Origin of the sequence: Parabacteroides sp. PF5-6, from assembly GCF_029504695.1 — a bacterium.
In the GTDB taxonomy this organism is placed as follows: Bacteria; Bacteroidota; Bacteroidia; order Bacteroidales; family Tannerellaceae; genus QVMG01.
Map to the genome: position 1 here is coordinate 400553 of NZ_JAQFIN010000004.1, position 15027 is coordinate 415579.

A 15027-nucleotide genomic window follows, 5' to 3' on the forward strand; every position below is an offset into this window, starting at 1 on the left:
CTATTGCTCGTTTATCAGGTTGAAAATCTCAGTCTTGAGATTATCTTTTCGCTTGCCATCCATAACTCCACACGTTGCCAGTTCGGAATAGAGGCTAATCAGATTTAACAATTTCTGATTATCTCGCTTTTGTTTCTCATCAATAGAGGATAATCGCTTGGTCTGACCATTTATAATCTCAGCGTGGTGTCCGAAGGTATCACTGATTTTTTGTAAGACACCAGAATTCCTTTCCCACATTGCCTCAATCTCCGACTTAATCATCTCTTCCAAGGCTTTTACTACTCCATCGAAACGGGCAGCTATCGAATGAGTCGCCCGAATCATCGGATTCAGCTCTTTTTCTTCAAAGTGGCGAATAAAACGTATCAGGTCATCCTGCCGCTTGTTTATCTTCGCTAATTCTGTTTTAACGGATTCCGGCGGCTCGGACGGATTGATACACGCCTTATCCATATACTCGAAAGCGAGCTTTACGATTTCTCCTTTTTTCAGATTGTACCGCTTGCAAAGTTTATCTATCTGGCGATTGGTACTGTGGTCAATTCCAATCGTCGTTAATGCAGTTTTATTCTTATTTGGTGTCATATTATAACTTTTTTATAAGAAATCATTTTATTAATCGCTTAATCAATAGACTATTAGCGATTTTATTTATGCGAGTCTTTATAAAACTCGTTTTTAATATCTTGCTGATTAACAGCAAGTAACCCCGTAGGGCAAGAGGATAGAACAGGACTTGTCCAGTTCCCTCTTGCTACATTGCTCGCCAACAGTGAGCCATTAGTTGAAAGCTTAAACTCGACGGCTTTCACCTTTCAATGTGATAAAGTTGAACATCACTTTGAGGCGGTCGCCAATCATGCCTCCATAGAACTCTTCGGACGAAAGTGTATCAAGGGTGAAGTTGGTGGTACCATGTGTAACCGTTCCGATATCGCTTCTTAAACTCAGTAGTTCCGATACCGGACGAATAATATTTCCGTAATCCATAACCGTTTTTGACTCTCTGCCGAACTCGTCAATAATCAGCGGTCGCCGAACAAAGGTCTTGACCGATTGCGAAATGATTTGTTGTTGCAGCTCCACGGACTTGACAAATGAAAACAAAGGCTGGCTCAGACTGAACTTCCTCACGACATAATTGTGAAGCAGAGAATAGGTTTCCATGATAAGTGTTTTGCCACATCCGTATTTCCCCTGCAACATAATCCCTTTGCTCAGATCACCGGAAAAGGAAGGATTGTTGGTGACGAAATAATAAAGCTGTTCAACGATTGGCTCGTTATCCTCGTCAATAACAAAACTCGTATGCTGATTCCGTTGGGATAGACAATAGTTTCCGAACCAGATAAACAGCTCTCGAAAATCAGGATAAGCCAGCGGCAATATAAATCGGCGTTGCTGCATCTTTTCTTTTTCATCGGCAAACATATCCTGAACATCTTTCCGTAACAAGTGATAAAACTCCTGATTAGTCGAAATCACTTCCCGAATGGATGAATCCTTTCTTTTTTCCATAAGAATTAGTATTTGATTTTTTGTCTTTAGTCTTATTATATGGTGGGAGTTTAGAGTCAGACTTAGGTGCCAGAATCCGATACTTAGTTTTGACCCTATGTCCACCCCCAGAAACATAATCCAGTAGCCCGGCTTCTTTCAACCGGTCACGTGCGGATTTCAATACTTGCAAGGAGATATTCGCATTGGCTACCATTCGGTCGTTGGAATATTCGATCCACTCCGACCAATACGAACGGTTCGCTAAATGAATCAAGTAGAAATACAACCGTGTTTCGTTTCCGCTGAAGTTTTTCTGTTCGTCCACTCGCCAAAAGTTGGCTAACAAATCAAACAGATTCATCTCCGTAGATTTTTACGCTTATTGTACTCCGTTTCTGCTTCGGATTCAATTTCAGATAAGGTCTTCTTTTTACCTTTGGCAATCCACTCTAATAACTCATCTTCGAAGAAATAAAGCTTCTTGCCGTTTTTATAACAGGGGAGTAGTCGTTTACGCACGAGGGCGTACACGGTAGGTTTTGCTTTGCCAATCATCCGGCAAGCTTCTTCAATTCCAATCGGAACTCGTTTCTGGGGAACAGTTGGGGACTGACCCTTTACCACTAAAGATTTAATTTCCGCCAACTCGTTTACCAAGTGGGCGACTGCTTTCGGCAGGTTTTCAAAAGAAATGTCGTTTGCTTCCATATTTATCGTTTTTAATGAATATGGTGCAAATGAAGCAAGTGTTTCCACTGGGTTTCCCGACACAGGAAGAACACAGAGAGAACACTTAAAGTGATGATCTTTAGTGTAATTATTGAATTGGAGAATAAGATATAATCTAAAAATCACTACATTTGTGGTCTAATTCATTAAGTGATTAATATGAGGAAAATTTCAATTCTTATTTTTTGCCTATTTCTTACATCATATTCTTATTCAGATGTATCACGATCTCCAGTTGAAGAGTGTTGTTCTGATATAGTATTTCAACTAAATGAGCAAAATAAAATACTGTCAGAACAAACCGTTGCCATACAAAACAGAACGTTTGAGACAAATGAGATCAATACTTATTTGTCAAAACTATCTGACCTTATGCTATCTCAGAAAGAAGATATTTCCTCAATTCCTAAAAACAAGATATTAGGAATTCCTGAAAATTTAGCAATAATACTTTTTCCGGCATTGATAACCTTGATGATTTTCTTTTTAGGAGAAATTCTAAAATGGTATAGAAAACAGGAGATGAAGCGAAATGAAACGAAAGAATATAGAGAAGTAATCCTCAATTGGATAGATTTAATCAACAATCCAATTCAAAAACAAATAGAAGCTTGTGATAAAATAGCAGTCGATATTTTAAACTCTCAGAATATTCATCCAGAAAGAATGGAATATAGAAAAATGTTGGCAGATAAAATTGACAGTATAGGGGTCGATCGATTTATCAATACTTTCATGATTAATTCTACAGCCCCAAAAAGTGATGCAAAAAATGATAAAATGACATATAATTTAGTAAGTCAATTCAATTTTTTAAAATCAATTGAGCCCAATTTGTCAGAAACATATAAAGAGTATCAAGTTCAAACTTTGGCACTGATGGATGAATGGAATAGCGAATTCATGAAATTAAACGATCTAACATCAAGTTGGGCAGTTAAAGCAAAAAACAAAAGTCACCCATATTTTGTCTTCAATAGCAATGTTGCTAAAATAGTAAATGGCTACATTCTCAAGTCTCAACAGGGAGAAAACAATACTGTCAATACTATTAATAATTTAATCAGCCCGTTAACGGCTTTGACCAATGACGAGCTTGCAAATAATCTTGAAAACGAATATGCTTTTGAGATGTCTTCAATTCTTCAACAATTCAGAATTATCGATAAAAAGTGGAATATCAATGTAAAGGGATATAGTTATCTTTTTTCAGGAATGGCAAAGTCTATCAATAATTCTTATAGCACTTTGTTAGATGCAAAAAAATATTTTAAGAACGAAACCGAAGTAAAAGGGGTTTTAAGCATATAAAGCTATCCTCTACTAAAAGATATGTCGTAAATCTGACTATATATCCTAACCGAGGAAAGGTATAAACTATGATGCAAAGTCCTCTATCTTTATCCCCCCCTTCAACTCATCATCCTTCAAGTGTGTTTTTATACTTTTGACCTCTGTTTCCCTGAAAATATCAGGGAATACAACTTTTAGAAGTCCCGCAATATCCGTTTGATTTCTCCGCTTGTCATCAAAATTCCAAATATTCCAACCGAAATGGCGAAGGTCAACGGCGGTTAGGTCTTTGACTTTGACCGGTTGTAATCCTGCAATATCCAGTTTGTCGATATATATCCGCACATTGTGGCAAAGAATATCGAGATCGCTTTCTGAAAGGTGAAGCACAAAAGATTTCCGAGTATAATTCAGAGCGACATTTAGCTTTTCTTCTTGTTCTTTTTGCCTGAGTTGGAGTTGTTCGCTCCGTATATCTTCTAAAGAATGTTGCTCTGGAATACGAGATAGTTCATTTATTTCTTCTTCCGGGTTCTCTTCTTCAATTGCTGCATATTCCACAAATTCGACCGTATCCTCTTCTTCCATGGTTGCAGCTTCTTCTATAAATGGCGCTTCTTCAATAATCGAAACTTGCCTTTGTTCTATCTTATTTCGGAAGTAGGGAATCTTAGCCAATCCGTTTCCAATCCAAGGAAACATTAAGTTTTGTAGGAAAACGTGAATACTCAGATAGACGATAGCCTGAACAACCAACACAACTACGAACACAATAAATGCCGTGAAGCTATCAAATCCCAACGAAACGGTAAATATGCGAGCCAGCGTTGCAATGACTAATGCGATACAAGCAACCAGTGCATATAATATAATGTATTGCAGGAGGCTATTTTTCATCTTGTGGCGTTTTTATGGTTTCCAACCGGATTGCTTGTGCTGCCCTGTTTTTCTTTTCATCCACAACCTTTGCATAAACCTGTGTGGTTTTTACATTCGTATGACCAAGCATCTTGCTGACGGTGTAAATATCTGTGCCACTGCTCAGTTGGAGGGTCGCATACGTATGGCGAAAGCAATGAAATGAGATTCGCTTCTTAATTCCAGCCGCTTCAATCCATAATTTGAGCGGGCGAGAAATCCATGAAGGATCAGGCAAATCCTCGAAAACGAGTTGTTCCGGCTCTCCAGGTTCTCCACAAAGCTGTAAAGCTTGTTGGGAAATTGGCATATACTCCACGCCTTTAGTCTTTTTCTGAGTGAAGTGCAATCTGGCTTGTTCGCCATCCATACTAATTTCTTTCCATTGGAGTTTTTGAATATCACAATGCCGTAAGCCGGTAAGGGCTGAAAACAATGCCGCTCTTTTTAGGACATCTCTTTCACATGGCGTTCCGGCTAGGATATTAAGTTCTTCAACCGTCAAATATTCGCGCCTTGACTCCTGTTCTGGTATGCCTTTGATTTTTGCCGATAAATCAGTTGTTAAATATCCATCTATAAAGGCCTGTTTTAATGCGGCCTTAAAAATGGAGAAGTAGGTTACAGCAGTATTTCGTGATATTGTTCCGCTTTTATTGCCACCACAAGGAGCAGATAAAAGATATAGTTTGAAATCTTCGGCAAAACGATTGTCTATTTTGGAAAAAGACAATGTGTCTCCGGCGAAGAGCTTTATTAATTCGTAGGTTCGTTTCCAGTTTACGCGGATAGAATCAGAGCTTTGGGCATGGCGTTTCTTGGCTGTGGCATTAAAATACTCTATGAAATTCTGCTGCGCACGCTCCTTTTGTTCAACTTGTGCACTTTCTGTATCACTATATAGGTCAGTATTGTCGTATTCTCGTTGGCGAAGCTTGCGGATTCCATCGGCATACAGCATCGTTTCTTGGTCTTTCTCACTTCGGCAGACGATTATTCCATTATCATCACGTTTAGGTTTGTAGGTTTTCGTTCCGTCTGCATCGGTGCGGGCTGTGCGCTTCTTATCCCATTCAACTGTAGTAATACAACGATTCAAATATTCACGAACACGCTGTGGGGTTTGCTTGCAGGGAACATAAACCGGATAGCTTTCAATATAAACATACCACTCTTTACGGTCTTCCGCCTTGCGAAGCCGGACAGTTACTTTTGTATTGGAGAGTTGTTTCATTTGCGTGCAAATATTTTATCGATTTGTTCTTTGGGCGTTTCTGGTAAGTCTACAGCGGTGAATATAGCTTCGAGATGTTTCCGGCTTACCCTTGTCAATCGTTCTCCTAAATTGAAAGCGGGAATTTGTCCTGCTTTAATAAGACGATGAATTGTGTTCTTAGAAATGCCAAAAAGAACAGTTGCTTCTGTGACAGAAATATAAGGACGTGTCTGCATTTGTGCAATCTTTTCTGCTGATTGCTCCAAAATAGTTTGTTTTTTCTCTGCTTCCTTTTGCTGTCGTTTCTTCTCTTTGCCAGACTTGTTTGCACAGGAAGAACCACAGAAACGAGTGACTACTGTTTTTGCCTCAAAGGGCTTTCCACATTGTTCGCAGATTTTCGGTATTTTCAGTTGACTAAATCCCATATTCCTATATCATCCGTTACATTATCGCTGATTAAGTATCGTTAAGACGCAATAAGGTAAGATAAGACCCACATTGTCGCTAATTAACGCCCGGTACAATAATGGTACAAATGTATGATAAAAAAACATCAAAAACAATAGCGATCTACAAATTCATAAAAACAAAAATCCCCATAAACAATTCGTTTACAGGGATTTTCTATTATTAACTGATTATTCCTAATCGCCTCTTACTTCACTTCTTCGAAATCCACATCAGTCACTCCGCTGTCTTTGTCGTTGGAGCTGTCGGGATTGTTCGCCTGTTGTTGGCCGAAGTCGGGACCGGGCTGTCCGCCGGGTTGTTGGCCGGCGTTGTACATTTCCTGGCTGGCAGCTTGGAAGACAGCGTTTAATTCAGTCATGGCGGCGTCGATGGCGTCGATGTCCTGGGCTTTATGGGCTTCTTTGAGCTTCGCTAAAGCGGATTCGATCTGGCCTTTCTTGTCTGCCGGGAGCTTATCGCCCAGTTCGGTCAGTTGTTTCTCCGTCTGGAAGATGGTGCTGTCGGCCTGGTTCAGTTTGTCGATACGTTCTTTTTCCTTTTTATCGGCTTCTGCGTTGGCAGCGGCTTCGTCTTTCATGCGTTTGACTTCATCATCGCTCAAACCGCTGGAGGCTTCGATACGTATGTTTTGTACTTTACCCGTCCCTTTATCTTTGGCGGATACATTCAGGATACCGTTGGCATCGATGTCGAAGGTTACTTCGATTTGCGGCACACCGCGTTGAGCGGCAGGGATGCCGTCGAGGTGGAAGCGGCCCAATGATTTGTTATCGCGTGCCAATGAGCGTTCACCCTGCAAGATGTGGATTTCAACTGACGGTTGATTGTCGGCTGCGGTTGTGAATGTTTCCGACTTCTTGGTCGGGATCGTTGTGTTGGCGTCGATCAATTTGGTCATTACGCCACCCATGGTTTCGATACCTAAAGAAAGCGGAGTGACATCGAGCAATAATACATCTTTCACTTCACCGGTCAGTACACCTCCCTGGATGGCAGCTCCAACGGCTACTACTTCGTCCGGGTTCACGCCTTTCGACGGGGCTTTGCCAAAGAACTTTTCAACCACTTCTTGTATCGCCGGAATACGGGTCGATCCGCCGACCAGGATTACTTCGTCGATATCGGAAGTATTCAAGCCTGCGTCTTTCAACGACTGACGGCAAGGTTCCACGCATGCCTGGATCAGGCTGTCGGCCAATTGCTCGAATTTGGAGCGGGTCAACGTCTTTACCAAGTGTTTGGGCACGCCGTCTACCGGCATGATATACGGCAGGTTGATTTCCGTGCTGGTCGTACTCGACAGTTCGATCTTTGCTTTCTCGGCTGCTTCTTTCAAACGTTGCAGAGCCATCGGATCTTTGCGTAAGTCCGGACCTTCTTCGCGTTGAAATTCTTCTGCCAGCCAGTCGATGATCACGTGGTCGAAGTCGTCACCGCCCAGGTGGGTATCCCCGTTGGTCGATTTTACTTCGAACACGCCATCGCCCAACTCGAGGATTGAGATATCGAACGTACCCCCACCCAAGTCAAAGACGGCGATTTTCATGTCTTTACTTGTTTTGTCCAAACCGTAAGCCAACGAAGCGGCTGTCGGTTCGTTCACGATACGGCGAACGGTCAGTCCGGCAATTTCACCGGCTTCTTTGGTGGCCTGACGTTGCGCATCGCTAAAGTATGCCGGTACGGTGATCACCGCTTCGGTCACTTCCTGTCCCAGGTAGTCTTCGGCTGTCTTCTTCATTTTCTGAAGCACCATCGCCGAGATTTCCTGCGGTGTATAGAGGCGGCCGTCGATGTCGACGCGTGGCGTATTGTTGTCTCCCCGTACTACTTTATAAGGTACGCGGTTGATTTCTTTCTGCACCTGATCGTAGGTTTCTCCCATGAAACGTTTGATCGAGAAGATCGTTTTCTCCGGATTGGTGATCGCCTGGCGTTTGGCCGGGTCACCCACCTTACGTTCGCCTCCTTCAATGAAAGCGACGATGGAAGGCGTCGTTCTTTTTCCTTCACTGTTTGTGATCACAACCGGTTCGTTGCCTTCCAATACGGAAACGCAAGAGTTGGTTGTTCCTAAGTCAATACCAATAATTTTTCCCATGTTCTTATTCTATTTTAATTATTATTCTTTCGTTTGTCGGTCGACCGCCTCGATCGGCAGTCGTCAATGATTCAACAAATGCTGTGCCAAACTTGTTTACGGCCATCAAAAAAAAGAAGACGGACATTCTGTCAGTAAAAAAAGCCCCGGTACTTTTGTGTAATACCGGGGCTCTTTTGCTTATTTAATCTCTTGTTCCTCTTTCATATCCAGCTCGTTTTTATCGGGGTCGATAAACTTGTATTCAAGGAAAGCCAGACTTTGGTCAGGGATTACTTTCAATCCAAGGGAATACTTAAATTTCCACTTCATACTCAGGGGGATAAACCCTCTGTTCACAAACGCTGCCACATAAGGGTGCAGGTGTAAGGTGAATTTCTTCACGTGATGCTTATTGACTAAGCAATCGATTTTTCCTTCCAGGTTGTCTGTAAATAAAATAGAAGGTTTGGCTTTGCCGCTACCAAAGCAAGTGGGGCAGGTTTCGTTGGTATCCACTTCCATTTCGGGGCGAACCCGTTGGCGTGTAATCTGCATAAGCCCGAACTTACTGATGGTTAAAATGTTGTGCTTGGCCCGGTCGTTGGCCATAGCTTTAGTCATGTGCTCAAATAGCTTTTGGCGATTGGCGGGTTCCGTCATATCGATAAAATCGATGACGATGATACCCCCTAAGTCACGCAGACGCAGTTGGCGGGCGATTTCGTCGGCTGCCGCCATATTCACGTCGATCGCTGTCTTCTCCTGGGCGTCGCTGCCCCGGGAACGGTTACCGCTATTGACGTCGATCACGTGCATGGCTTCGGTATGCTCGATAATCAGATAAGCTCCACTCTTGTAAGTCACGGTCCGCCCGAAAAGCGATTTGATCTGTTTGGTGATACCAAAATTGTCAAAAATAGGCAGTTCGCCTTTGTATTGCTGAACGATGTCTTCCCTACCGGGAGCAATCAGGCTTACATAGTCGCGGATATCGCGGCAGACGTCGGAGTCATTCACGTAAATATGTTGGAAAGAGGGGTTAAAGATATCCCGCAACAGGGCGACCGTGCGTCCTGTCTCCTCATAGATAACCGAGGGGACTTTGGCTTTGGGCACTTTGGGGATGTTGTCTTCCCAACGTTTTACTAATGTCTTGAGTTCATGATCGAGTTCGGCTACGCGCTTGCCTTCCGAAGAGGTTCTGACGATAACACTGAAGTTCTTCGGCTTGATACTTTGAATTAATTGGCGTAGACGAGCCCGTTCTTCACTTGATTTAATTTTGGTGGAGACTGATACCTTATCGGCAAAAGGAATCAGTACGATGTATCTTCCGGCGAAGGAAAGCTCGGAAGTCAACCTGGGACCTTTGGTGGAGATAGGCTCTTTGGCAATTTGCACCAGTACTTCCTGTCCGACTTTTAATACATCGCTTATGCTTCCGTTTTTCTCGATTTCGGGCAAAATCTGTGTTTTTGCCAACGAGGGAAACTTCTTGCTGTCGCCATGGATTGCTTGCTTGAGGAATTTCTGTTGCGTGTTGAAATGAGGGCCTAAGTCCTGATAATGAAGAAATGCATCCTTTTTATAACCTACATCGATGAAAGCAGCGTTCAGCCCGGGCATAAGTTTTTTAACCTTGCCAAGAAATATATCACCGACGGCAAACGAGACATTGCGGGCTTCTTTCTGAAGCTCTATCAGATTCTTGTCTTCCAGTACGGCAATGGATACCTCTTTGGGCTGTACGTCAACTACTAATTCACTAGTCACTTATAATAGGATTTTATACCTGAAGAATTTCAGGTCATTATACACAAAGAACAAACTTAATAAGTCTATTTTAAGTTTGTTCTTTAGAGTTTTGTCCGAAAAATTAGACTTATTTCTTCTTATGTCTATTTTTCTTTAGTCTCTTTTTACGCTTGTGCGTTGACATCTTATGTCTTTTTCTTTTTTTACCGCTTGGCATAGCTTATCATTTTTTAATTAAACTTGAAAATTCTTTTTTACTTTACTTCGTTCAGGAAGGTTTTAGCCGGCTTGAAAGAAGGTATATTGTGTTCCGGTATGATGATCGTCGTATTCTTAGAGATGTTGCGAGCGGTTTTCTGTGCTCTTTTCTTCACTACAAAACTGCCAAAACCTCTCAGGTATACATTTTCACCCTGAGCCAAAGAATCTTTTACGATTTCCATGAAAGACTCGATGCTTGATAGAACCGTTGTTTTGTCGATACCGGTGCTTTTCGAAATTTCACTAACAATGTCTGCTTTAGTCATGTCTATAAATATTAATTGAATTATGTCTTTAAATTTTTGGAATGCAAATATATAGCTTTTATTTGGAGTGAAAAAAGATTTGTCCGTCAAATTTTGAGAAAAAAGATTTTTCATGTTCCGGAAGTTCTCCGTATGTTTGCATTGATCAAAGAGTTAAGGGTGTTTATGGAGAACAATTTTAGTGAAGAAGAAATAGCTGCCGCAGGCAAGTGGATGAGTCGGCGGTTAATAGATTGGTATTTAGAACATAAAAGAGACCTTCCCTGGCGGGAGACGCGTGACCCTTATATTATATGGATATCCGAAATCATACTGCAACAGACCCGGGTGGCGCAGGGCATGGATTATTTTCATCGCTTCATTCGCCGGTTTCCCGATGTCTCTTCGTTGGCCGCCGCCGCGGAGGACGAGGTGTTGAAATACTGGCAGGGACTGGGTTACTATAGCCGTGCCCGCAACCTGCATGCCGCCGCCCGCATGATCGAAGAGCAACATAATGGGCGCTTCCCGGAGTCGTACCCGGAAGTACTCGCCTTGAAAGGCGTAGGCGAGTACACGGCGGCAGCGATTGTATCGGCAGCCTGGAATGCGCCTTACCCGGTGGTCGACGGAAATGTCTTCCGGGTATTGTCTCGCTTGTTCGCTCTGGACACACCCATCGATTCGGGGAAAGGCAAGAAAGCATTCACCCGCCTGGCCGGGTGGTTGATGGACCCAGCCGAGGCCCGTTTATACAATCAGGCGATGATGGAGTTCGGCGCTTTGCAGTGTACGCCCAAGAATCCGGACTGCCGCCAGTGTGTCCTGGCCGACAAATGCCTGGCGTATGCCTCCGGCGAGGTCCAGGCTTACCCCGTCAAGCAGCACAAAACGAAGACCCGCGACCGTTATTTCCATTATTTCCATATCCTCTCAGGGAACCGCACCTGGTTGCATCGCCGCACGGGGAAAGATATCTGGGCCGGCCTCTATGAATTTCCCCTGATTGAAACGGAAGGACCTGTCGACTTTGCCGAACTGCAAAAGACCGAAGCTTTCCAATCCCTGTTTGGCGCTGCCGGCCACCTCCGGATAACAGTTGAGCAACCCAAAGAAAAACATATCCTTTCCCATCAGGTCTTGTATATCACTTTCTATCGCATTGAGATCGAAAAGGTGCCGGAGAGCCTGCAAACATATCTTCCGGTGGCGGCCGAAACGCTTGAAGAATATGCAGTCCCCCGTATCATCCACATTTATTTGGAGAAATGGCTGGGAAAGTTGGAAGAGTGAGTGAATTTGTTTTTCTTTGTATATTCAAAAAAACAACAACTATAGGATTATGTCACTTAATAAGGTCATCTTAATCGGTCATGTCGGAAAAGATCCCGACGTCCGTTACTTCGATAATAACGCAGCAGTAGCCAACTTCCCTTTAGCCACTTCCGAGCGGGGTTATACACTGGCCAATGGTACGGTGGTGCCCGAACGGACAGAATGGCATAATGTCGTCGCTCGTCGCGACCTGGTTCCTTTTGTGGAGAAATGGGTCAAGAAAGGTTCGGGAGTCTACGTCGAAGGCAAGATCCGTACCCGTAACTACGACGATGCGGCAGGCAACAAACGGTATATCACCGAGATCTACGCCGACCGGATCGAGTTTTATAGTTCCGGTAGCCGCCCCGAAGGCGCGGGAACGGCCACCACCACTCAGCAACAGCCGGCGCAACAGCCTGCTCAGCCCGTGAGCCAGACGCCTCCTTCTACTTCTTACCAGCAACCGGCCGCTTCGCAGCCGAATACGGTGGCGGAATCTAACGATGCGGATGATCTCCCGTTCTGATATTGTCTAACTAATACGGTACTCCTTGGACTCAGACTATTTTTCGAATCTATTTGAACAAGTCACTATACAAAGTATAACGATCGGTAGCGTTATTGCTTTTTGTACGGCAGCTCTTCTTTTGTTTGCTTCGGCATTTGTCTCGGCCTCCGAGGTGGGGTTCTTCTCGCTTGCGCCCAAAGACCTCGATCAGGTGCGCGAAAACAAGGCGCCTGCCGACCGCAAGGTGCAGGCCTTGCTCGACCGCTCGGAATATCTACTGGCCACGATCCTGATCGTCAATAATTTTGTGAATGTGGCAGTCGTCATGCTTTGCACGTATGGGATCAATGCCTGGATCGATTTCTCGGCCGTGCCGGTATTGGGCTTTGTGTTGGAAACGATCCTGTTGACTTTCATCCTTCTGTTGTTCGGCGAGATCATGCCGAAGATCTATGCCCAGCGCAATCCGTTGAAGCTTGTGCGTTTCGCCGCTCCGGTACTCAGTGGGGCGGAACAGGTATGCCGTCCGTTTGCCAAGCTGTTGGTCGGTTCCACCTCTTTTATCCATAAGGTAAAGAAAAGAAGCCGATACGATCTCTCGGTCGACGAACTGTCGAAAGCCCTCGAGCTCACCTCGGCGGAGATTCCCGAAGAGAAAGAGATGCTGGCGGAGATTATCAAGTTTTATAATAAGACCGCCGACGAGATTATGACCTCCCGCCTGGATGTCGAAGATATAGAAATCAAAAGTACCTTCCGCCAGGTCATCGATTTTATCCTGCAGTCGGGCTATTCGCGCATCCCGGTCTATGCCGATACGGAAGACAACATCAAAGGTATCCTGTATATCAAAGACCTCTTGCCTTATATCGACAAACCGGATACGTTCCGCTGGCAAAGCCTGATCCGCCCGGCTTATTTTGTGCCCGAGACCAAGAAGATCGATGATCTTTTGGAAGAGTTCCGCACGAATAAGATCCACATGGCGATTGTAGTTGATGAATACGGCGGCACCTCGGGCATTGTCACCATGGAAGATATCCTGGAAGAGATCGTCGGGGAGATCTCCGACGAGTACGATGAAGACGAAAAGCAGTTTATCCGCCTGGCCGACGGCAGTTATATCTTCGAAGGCAAGACGATGCTGACCGATTTCTTCCGCATCATCGGAGTCGATGAAAACGATTTCGGCAAACTGACCGAAGATGTGGAAACCCTCGCCGGCCTGATCCTGGAGCTCAAAGGTGATTTCCCACGCCGGCGCGAAGTGATCGACTACGCAGGCTATCGTTTCCAGATCCTGGAGATGGACAACCGGCGGATCCAGAAAGTGAAATTCACCACCGTGCCGGATGCGGAAACCGGTGAGACCGCCGAATGAAACGACTTCTCCTCCCTTTGATCCTCTTATTCGGCCTTTGTATGGCCTGTGCCGATTACACGCCCAAGCCGCGTGGCTATATGCGTATCGAACCCGGTACACCCCGGTATACGCCTTTGCCTCTCGACGATCTGCCTTACCGGTTCGACGTTTCCCACCTGACCACTGTCGAACTGCCACCCGCCGGTTCGCCCGAAGGCTGGATCAATATCGCTTACCCCTCCCTGAATGCCCGCATCTATTGCAGTTACCTATCTATCGATCCGGCGAAGTTGGAGGAGGTCGAACGCGAAACCTTATCCCTCCTGTCGCGCCAGGCCAAGGCGGAGAGCCTGACGGAGCAGACCTATGAGAATGCCGACGAACGGGTCTACGGCTCGTTGTTCATCCTCGAAGGCGAAGCCGTTTCGCCCATCCAGTTTATACTGACCGACAGCCTGTCGCATTTCTTCCGCGGCGCCCTCTACTACGAGATGCGTCCCAATGTCGATTCCCTGGCGCCTGTCACCCGCTACCTGCAGGAGGATATCGTCGAGCTGATGCAAACCTTTCATTGGAGACGCTGATGCCGTTATTGGAAATCCATACCCATCCCTTGCGGGCGATCTGGCAGATCACCGAAACCTCCGACGAATTACTCATTTTGTTGGAACGCAAGGAACTGTATCTGCCTTTCCTTACGCAAACGACTTCGGAAAAGCGCAAGCAGGAGTGGCTGGCCACCCGTTTGTTGCTGAAGGCACTGCTCGGCGAGGAATTGCCTGTCGGATACCGGGCGAATGGCGCCCCTTTTCTCCCCAGCCTCGACCTTCAGCTCAGCATTTCCCATACCCGTGGGTACGCCGCTCTCGTGCTGGCGCAGCATCCTGTCGCCGGAATCGATATCGAGTACCGCTCCGACCGTGCCCTGCGGTTGAAAGAGCGCTTCCTCTCTCCGGAAGAATTGAATCACCTGGACGCGACAGATCCGCTGACCCACTGCCTGCTTTACTGGTCGGCCAAAGAAGTGCTTTTCAAAGTCATGGACCAGTCGGATGTCGATTTCAGTGAGCACCTATATATCCACCCTTTCCCCCTGCAATCCCAAGGAACCCTTACCGCCTCCGAAACCCGCACACCGCAACGCACCACCTATCCGCTGCGCTATCAGGTGACCCCCGGGTATGTTTGGGTCTGGACGGAAGGAGAAGATTCTCTTCAGAAGATAAATTCTATCCTCTGAATTATTAATGATTAATGATTAATTCAGAGGATAGAAGGTAGAAGGCGCAGGGCGGGGAATAAAAGGAGATGTGAAGATTTCTGAACTCTGATTCTACTGATTAAATGATTTACTATGAGTCA

The 15027-nt window shown here is 45.1% G+C and carries 16 protein-coding genes; 6 read left to right on the top strand and 10 right to left on the bottom strand.

Features of this window, described 5'->3' with window-relative positions:
* The 4 genes from M2133_RS07425 to M2133_RS07440 all read right to left on the bottom strand — a co-directional run bounded on the left by M2133_RS07425 (window position 1) and on the right by M2133_RS07440 (window position 2211).
* On the bottom strand, window positions 1-588 hold the full coding sequence (locus tag M2133_RS07425; protein ID WP_277465394.1) for a BfmA/BtgA family mobilization protein: 588 nt from the start codon (window positions 586-588) through the stop codon (window positions 1-3).
* Window positions 589-795: 207 nt separating this feature from the next.
* The gene (locus M2133_RS07430; RefSeq protein WP_277465395.1) at window positions 796-1521 is read right to left on the bottom strand and encodes a hypothetical protein; all 726 of its coding nucleotides are present in this window, start codon (window positions 1519-1521) and stop codon (window positions 796-798) included.
* Window positions 1475-1864: a hypothetical protein gene (locus M2133_RS07435; RefSeq protein ID WP_277465396.1), complete on the bottom strand. Its 390-nt coding sequence runs from the start codon at window positions 1862-1864 to the stop codon at window positions 1475-1477. The genes M2133_RS07430 and M2133_RS07435 overlap by 47 nt, the downstream gene beginning before the upstream one ends.
* Window positions 1861-2211 (bottom strand): helix-turn-helix domain-containing protein, encoded by a 351-nt coding sequence (locus M2133_RS07440; RefSeq protein ID WP_277465397.1) that lies wholly within the window; start codon window positions 2209-2211, stop codon window positions 1861-1863. Before M2133_RS07440 ends, M2133_RS07435 begins: the two co-directional genes overlap by 4 nt.
* 180 nt (window positions 2212-2391) lie before the next feature.
* Here M2133_RS07440 and M2133_RS07445 point away from each other — a divergent pair, with 180 nt between their 5' ends.
* On the top strand, window positions 2392-3543 hold the full coding sequence (locus tag M2133_RS07445; RefSeq protein ID WP_277465398.1) for a hypothetical protein: 1152 nt from the start codon (window positions 2392-2394) through the stop codon (window positions 3541-3543).
* Between the two features lie 66 nt (window positions 3544-3609).
* Here M2133_RS07445 and M2133_RS07450 read toward each other — a convergent pair whose 3' ends face one another.
* The 6 genes from M2133_RS07450 to M2133_RS07475 form a co-directional block, all read right to left on the bottom strand.
* Window positions 3610-4422, bottom strand: a complete 813-nt coding sequence (locus tag M2133_RS07450) for a hypothetical protein (protein ID WP_277465399.1) — start codon at window positions 4420-4422, stop codon at window positions 3610-3612.
* A complete protein-coding gene (locus M2133_RS07455) occupies window positions 4412-5677 on the bottom strand; it encodes a site-specific integrase (protein WP_277465400.1) in 1266 nt (421 codons plus the stop codon). Before M2133_RS07455 ends, M2133_RS07450 begins: the two co-directional genes overlap by 11 nt.
* Window positions 5674-6087: a helix-turn-helix domain-containing protein gene (locus M2133_RS07460; protein WP_277465401.1), complete on the bottom strand. Its 414-nt coding sequence runs from the start codon at window positions 6085-6087 to the stop codon at window positions 5674-5676. Before M2133_RS07460 ends, M2133_RS07455 begins: the two co-directional genes overlap by 4 nt.
* Before the next feature lie 230 nt (window positions 6088-6317).
* Complete coding sequence (gene dnaK / locus M2133_RS07465) at window positions 6318-8234, bottom strand: molecular chaperone DnaK (RefSeq protein WP_277465402.1); 1917 nt, start codon at window positions 8232-8234, stop codon at window positions 6318-6320.
* A gap of 180 nt (window positions 8235-8414) precedes the next feature.
* Complete coding sequence (locus M2133_RS07470; RefSeq protein WP_277465403.1) at window positions 8415-9989, bottom strand: Rne/Rng family ribonuclease; 1575 nt, start codon at window positions 9987-9989, stop codon at window positions 8415-8417.
* A gap of 236 nt (window positions 9990-10225) precedes the next feature.
* Window positions 10226-10498: an HU family DNA-binding protein gene (locus M2133_RS07475; protein WP_277465441.1), complete on the bottom strand. Its 273-nt coding sequence runs from the start codon at window positions 10496-10498 to the stop codon at window positions 10226-10228.
* Between the two features lie 165 nt (window positions 10499-10663).
* Here M2133_RS07475 and mutY point away from each other — a divergent pair, with 165 nt between their 5' ends.
* Genes mutY through M2133_RS07500 form a run of 5 tightly spaced genes read left to right on the top strand, consistent with a single transcriptional unit; the run spans window position 10664 to window position 14905 of the window.
* The gene (gene mutY, locus M2133_RS07480; RefSeq protein ID WP_277465404.1) at window positions 10664-11770 is read left to right on the top strand and encodes an A/G-specific adenine glycosylase; all 1107 of its coding nucleotides are present in this window, start codon (window positions 10664-10666) and stop codon (window positions 11768-11770) included.
* A gap of 49 nt (window positions 11771-11819) precedes the next feature.
* Complete coding sequence (ssb, locus tag M2133_RS07485) at window positions 11820-12320, top strand: single-stranded DNA-binding protein (RefSeq protein WP_277465405.1); 501 nt, start codon at window positions 11820-11822, stop codon at window positions 12318-12320.
* A 25-nt stretch (window positions 12321-12345) separates the two neighbouring features.
* The gene (gene gldE / locus M2133_RS07490; protein WP_277465406.1) at window positions 12346-13683 is read left to right on the top strand and encodes a gliding motility-associated protein GldE; all 1338 of its coding nucleotides are present in this window, start codon (window positions 12346-12348) and stop codon (window positions 13681-13683) included.
* Window positions 13680-14249, top strand: a complete 570-nt coding sequence (locus M2133_RS07495) for a gliding motility protein GldD (RefSeq protein WP_277465407.1) — start codon at window positions 13680-13682, stop codon at window positions 14247-14249. Before gldE ends, M2133_RS07495 begins: the two co-directional genes overlap by 4 nt.
* The gene (locus M2133_RS07500) at window positions 14249-14905 is read left to right on the top strand and encodes a 4'-phosphopantetheinyl transferase superfamily protein (protein WP_277465409.1); all 657 of its coding nucleotides are present in this window, start codon (window positions 14249-14251) and stop codon (window positions 14903-14905) included. The genes M2133_RS07495 and M2133_RS07500 overlap by 1 nt, the downstream gene beginning before the upstream one ends.
* Window positions 14906-15027 lie beyond the last annotated feature (122 nt).

Bases quoted from the DNA above. Each gene is read 5' to 3' on its own strand.
- M2133_RS07425 (WP_277465394.1), bottom strand. From the start codon at position 588: ATGACACCAAATAAGAATAAAACTGCATTAACGACGATTGGAATTGAC.
- M2133_RS07460 (WP_277465401.1), bottom strand. From the start codon at position 6,087: ATGGGATTTAGTCAACTGAAAATACCGAAAATCTGCGAACAATGTGGA.
- M2133_RS07450 (WP_277465399.1), bottom strand. From the start codon at position 4,422: ATGAAAAATAGCCTCCTGCAATACATTATATTATATGCACTGGTTGCT.
- mutY (WP_277465404.1), top strand. From the start codon at position 10,664: ATGGAGAACAATTTTAGTGAAGAAGAAATAGCTGCCGCAGGCAAGTGG.
- M2133_RS07495 (WP_277465407.1), top strand. From the start codon at position 13,680: ATGAAACGACTTCTCCTCCCTTTGATCCTCTTATTCGGCCTTTGTATG.
- ssb (WP_277465405.1), top strand. From the start codon at position 11,820: ATGTCACTTAATAAGGTCATCTTAATCGGTCATGTCGGAAAAGATCCC.
- M2133_RS07435 (WP_277465396.1), bottom strand. From the start codon at position 1,864: ATGAATCTGTTTGATTTGTTAGCCAACTTTTGGCGAGTGGACGAACAG.
- M2133_RS07475 (WP_277465441.1), bottom strand. From the start codon at position 10,498: ATGACTAAAGCAGACATTGTTAGTGAAATTTCGAAAAGCACCGGTATC.
- dnaK (WP_277465402.1), bottom strand. From the start codon at position 8,234: ATGGGAAAAATTATTGGTATTGACTTAGGAACAACCAACTCTTGCGTT.
- M2133_RS07455 (WP_277465400.1), bottom strand. From the start codon at position 5,677: ATGAAACAACTCTCCAATACAAAAGTAACTGTCCGGCTTCGCAAGGCG.
- M2133_RS07440 (WP_277465397.1), bottom strand. From the start codon at position 2,211: ATGGAAGCAAACGACATTTCTTTTGAAAACCTGCCGAAAGCAGTCGCC.
- M2133_RS07445 (WP_277465398.1), top strand. From the start codon at position 2,392: ATGAGGAAAATTTCAATTCTTATTTTTTGCCTATTTCTTACATCATAT.
- M2133_RS07430 (WP_277465395.1), bottom strand. From the start codon at position 1,521: ATGGAAAAAAGAAAGGATTCATCCATTCGGGAAGTGATTTCGACTAAT.
- M2133_RS07500 (WP_277465409.1), top strand. From the start codon at position 14,249: ATGCCGTTATTGGAAATCCATACCCATCCCTTGCGGGCGATCTGGCAG.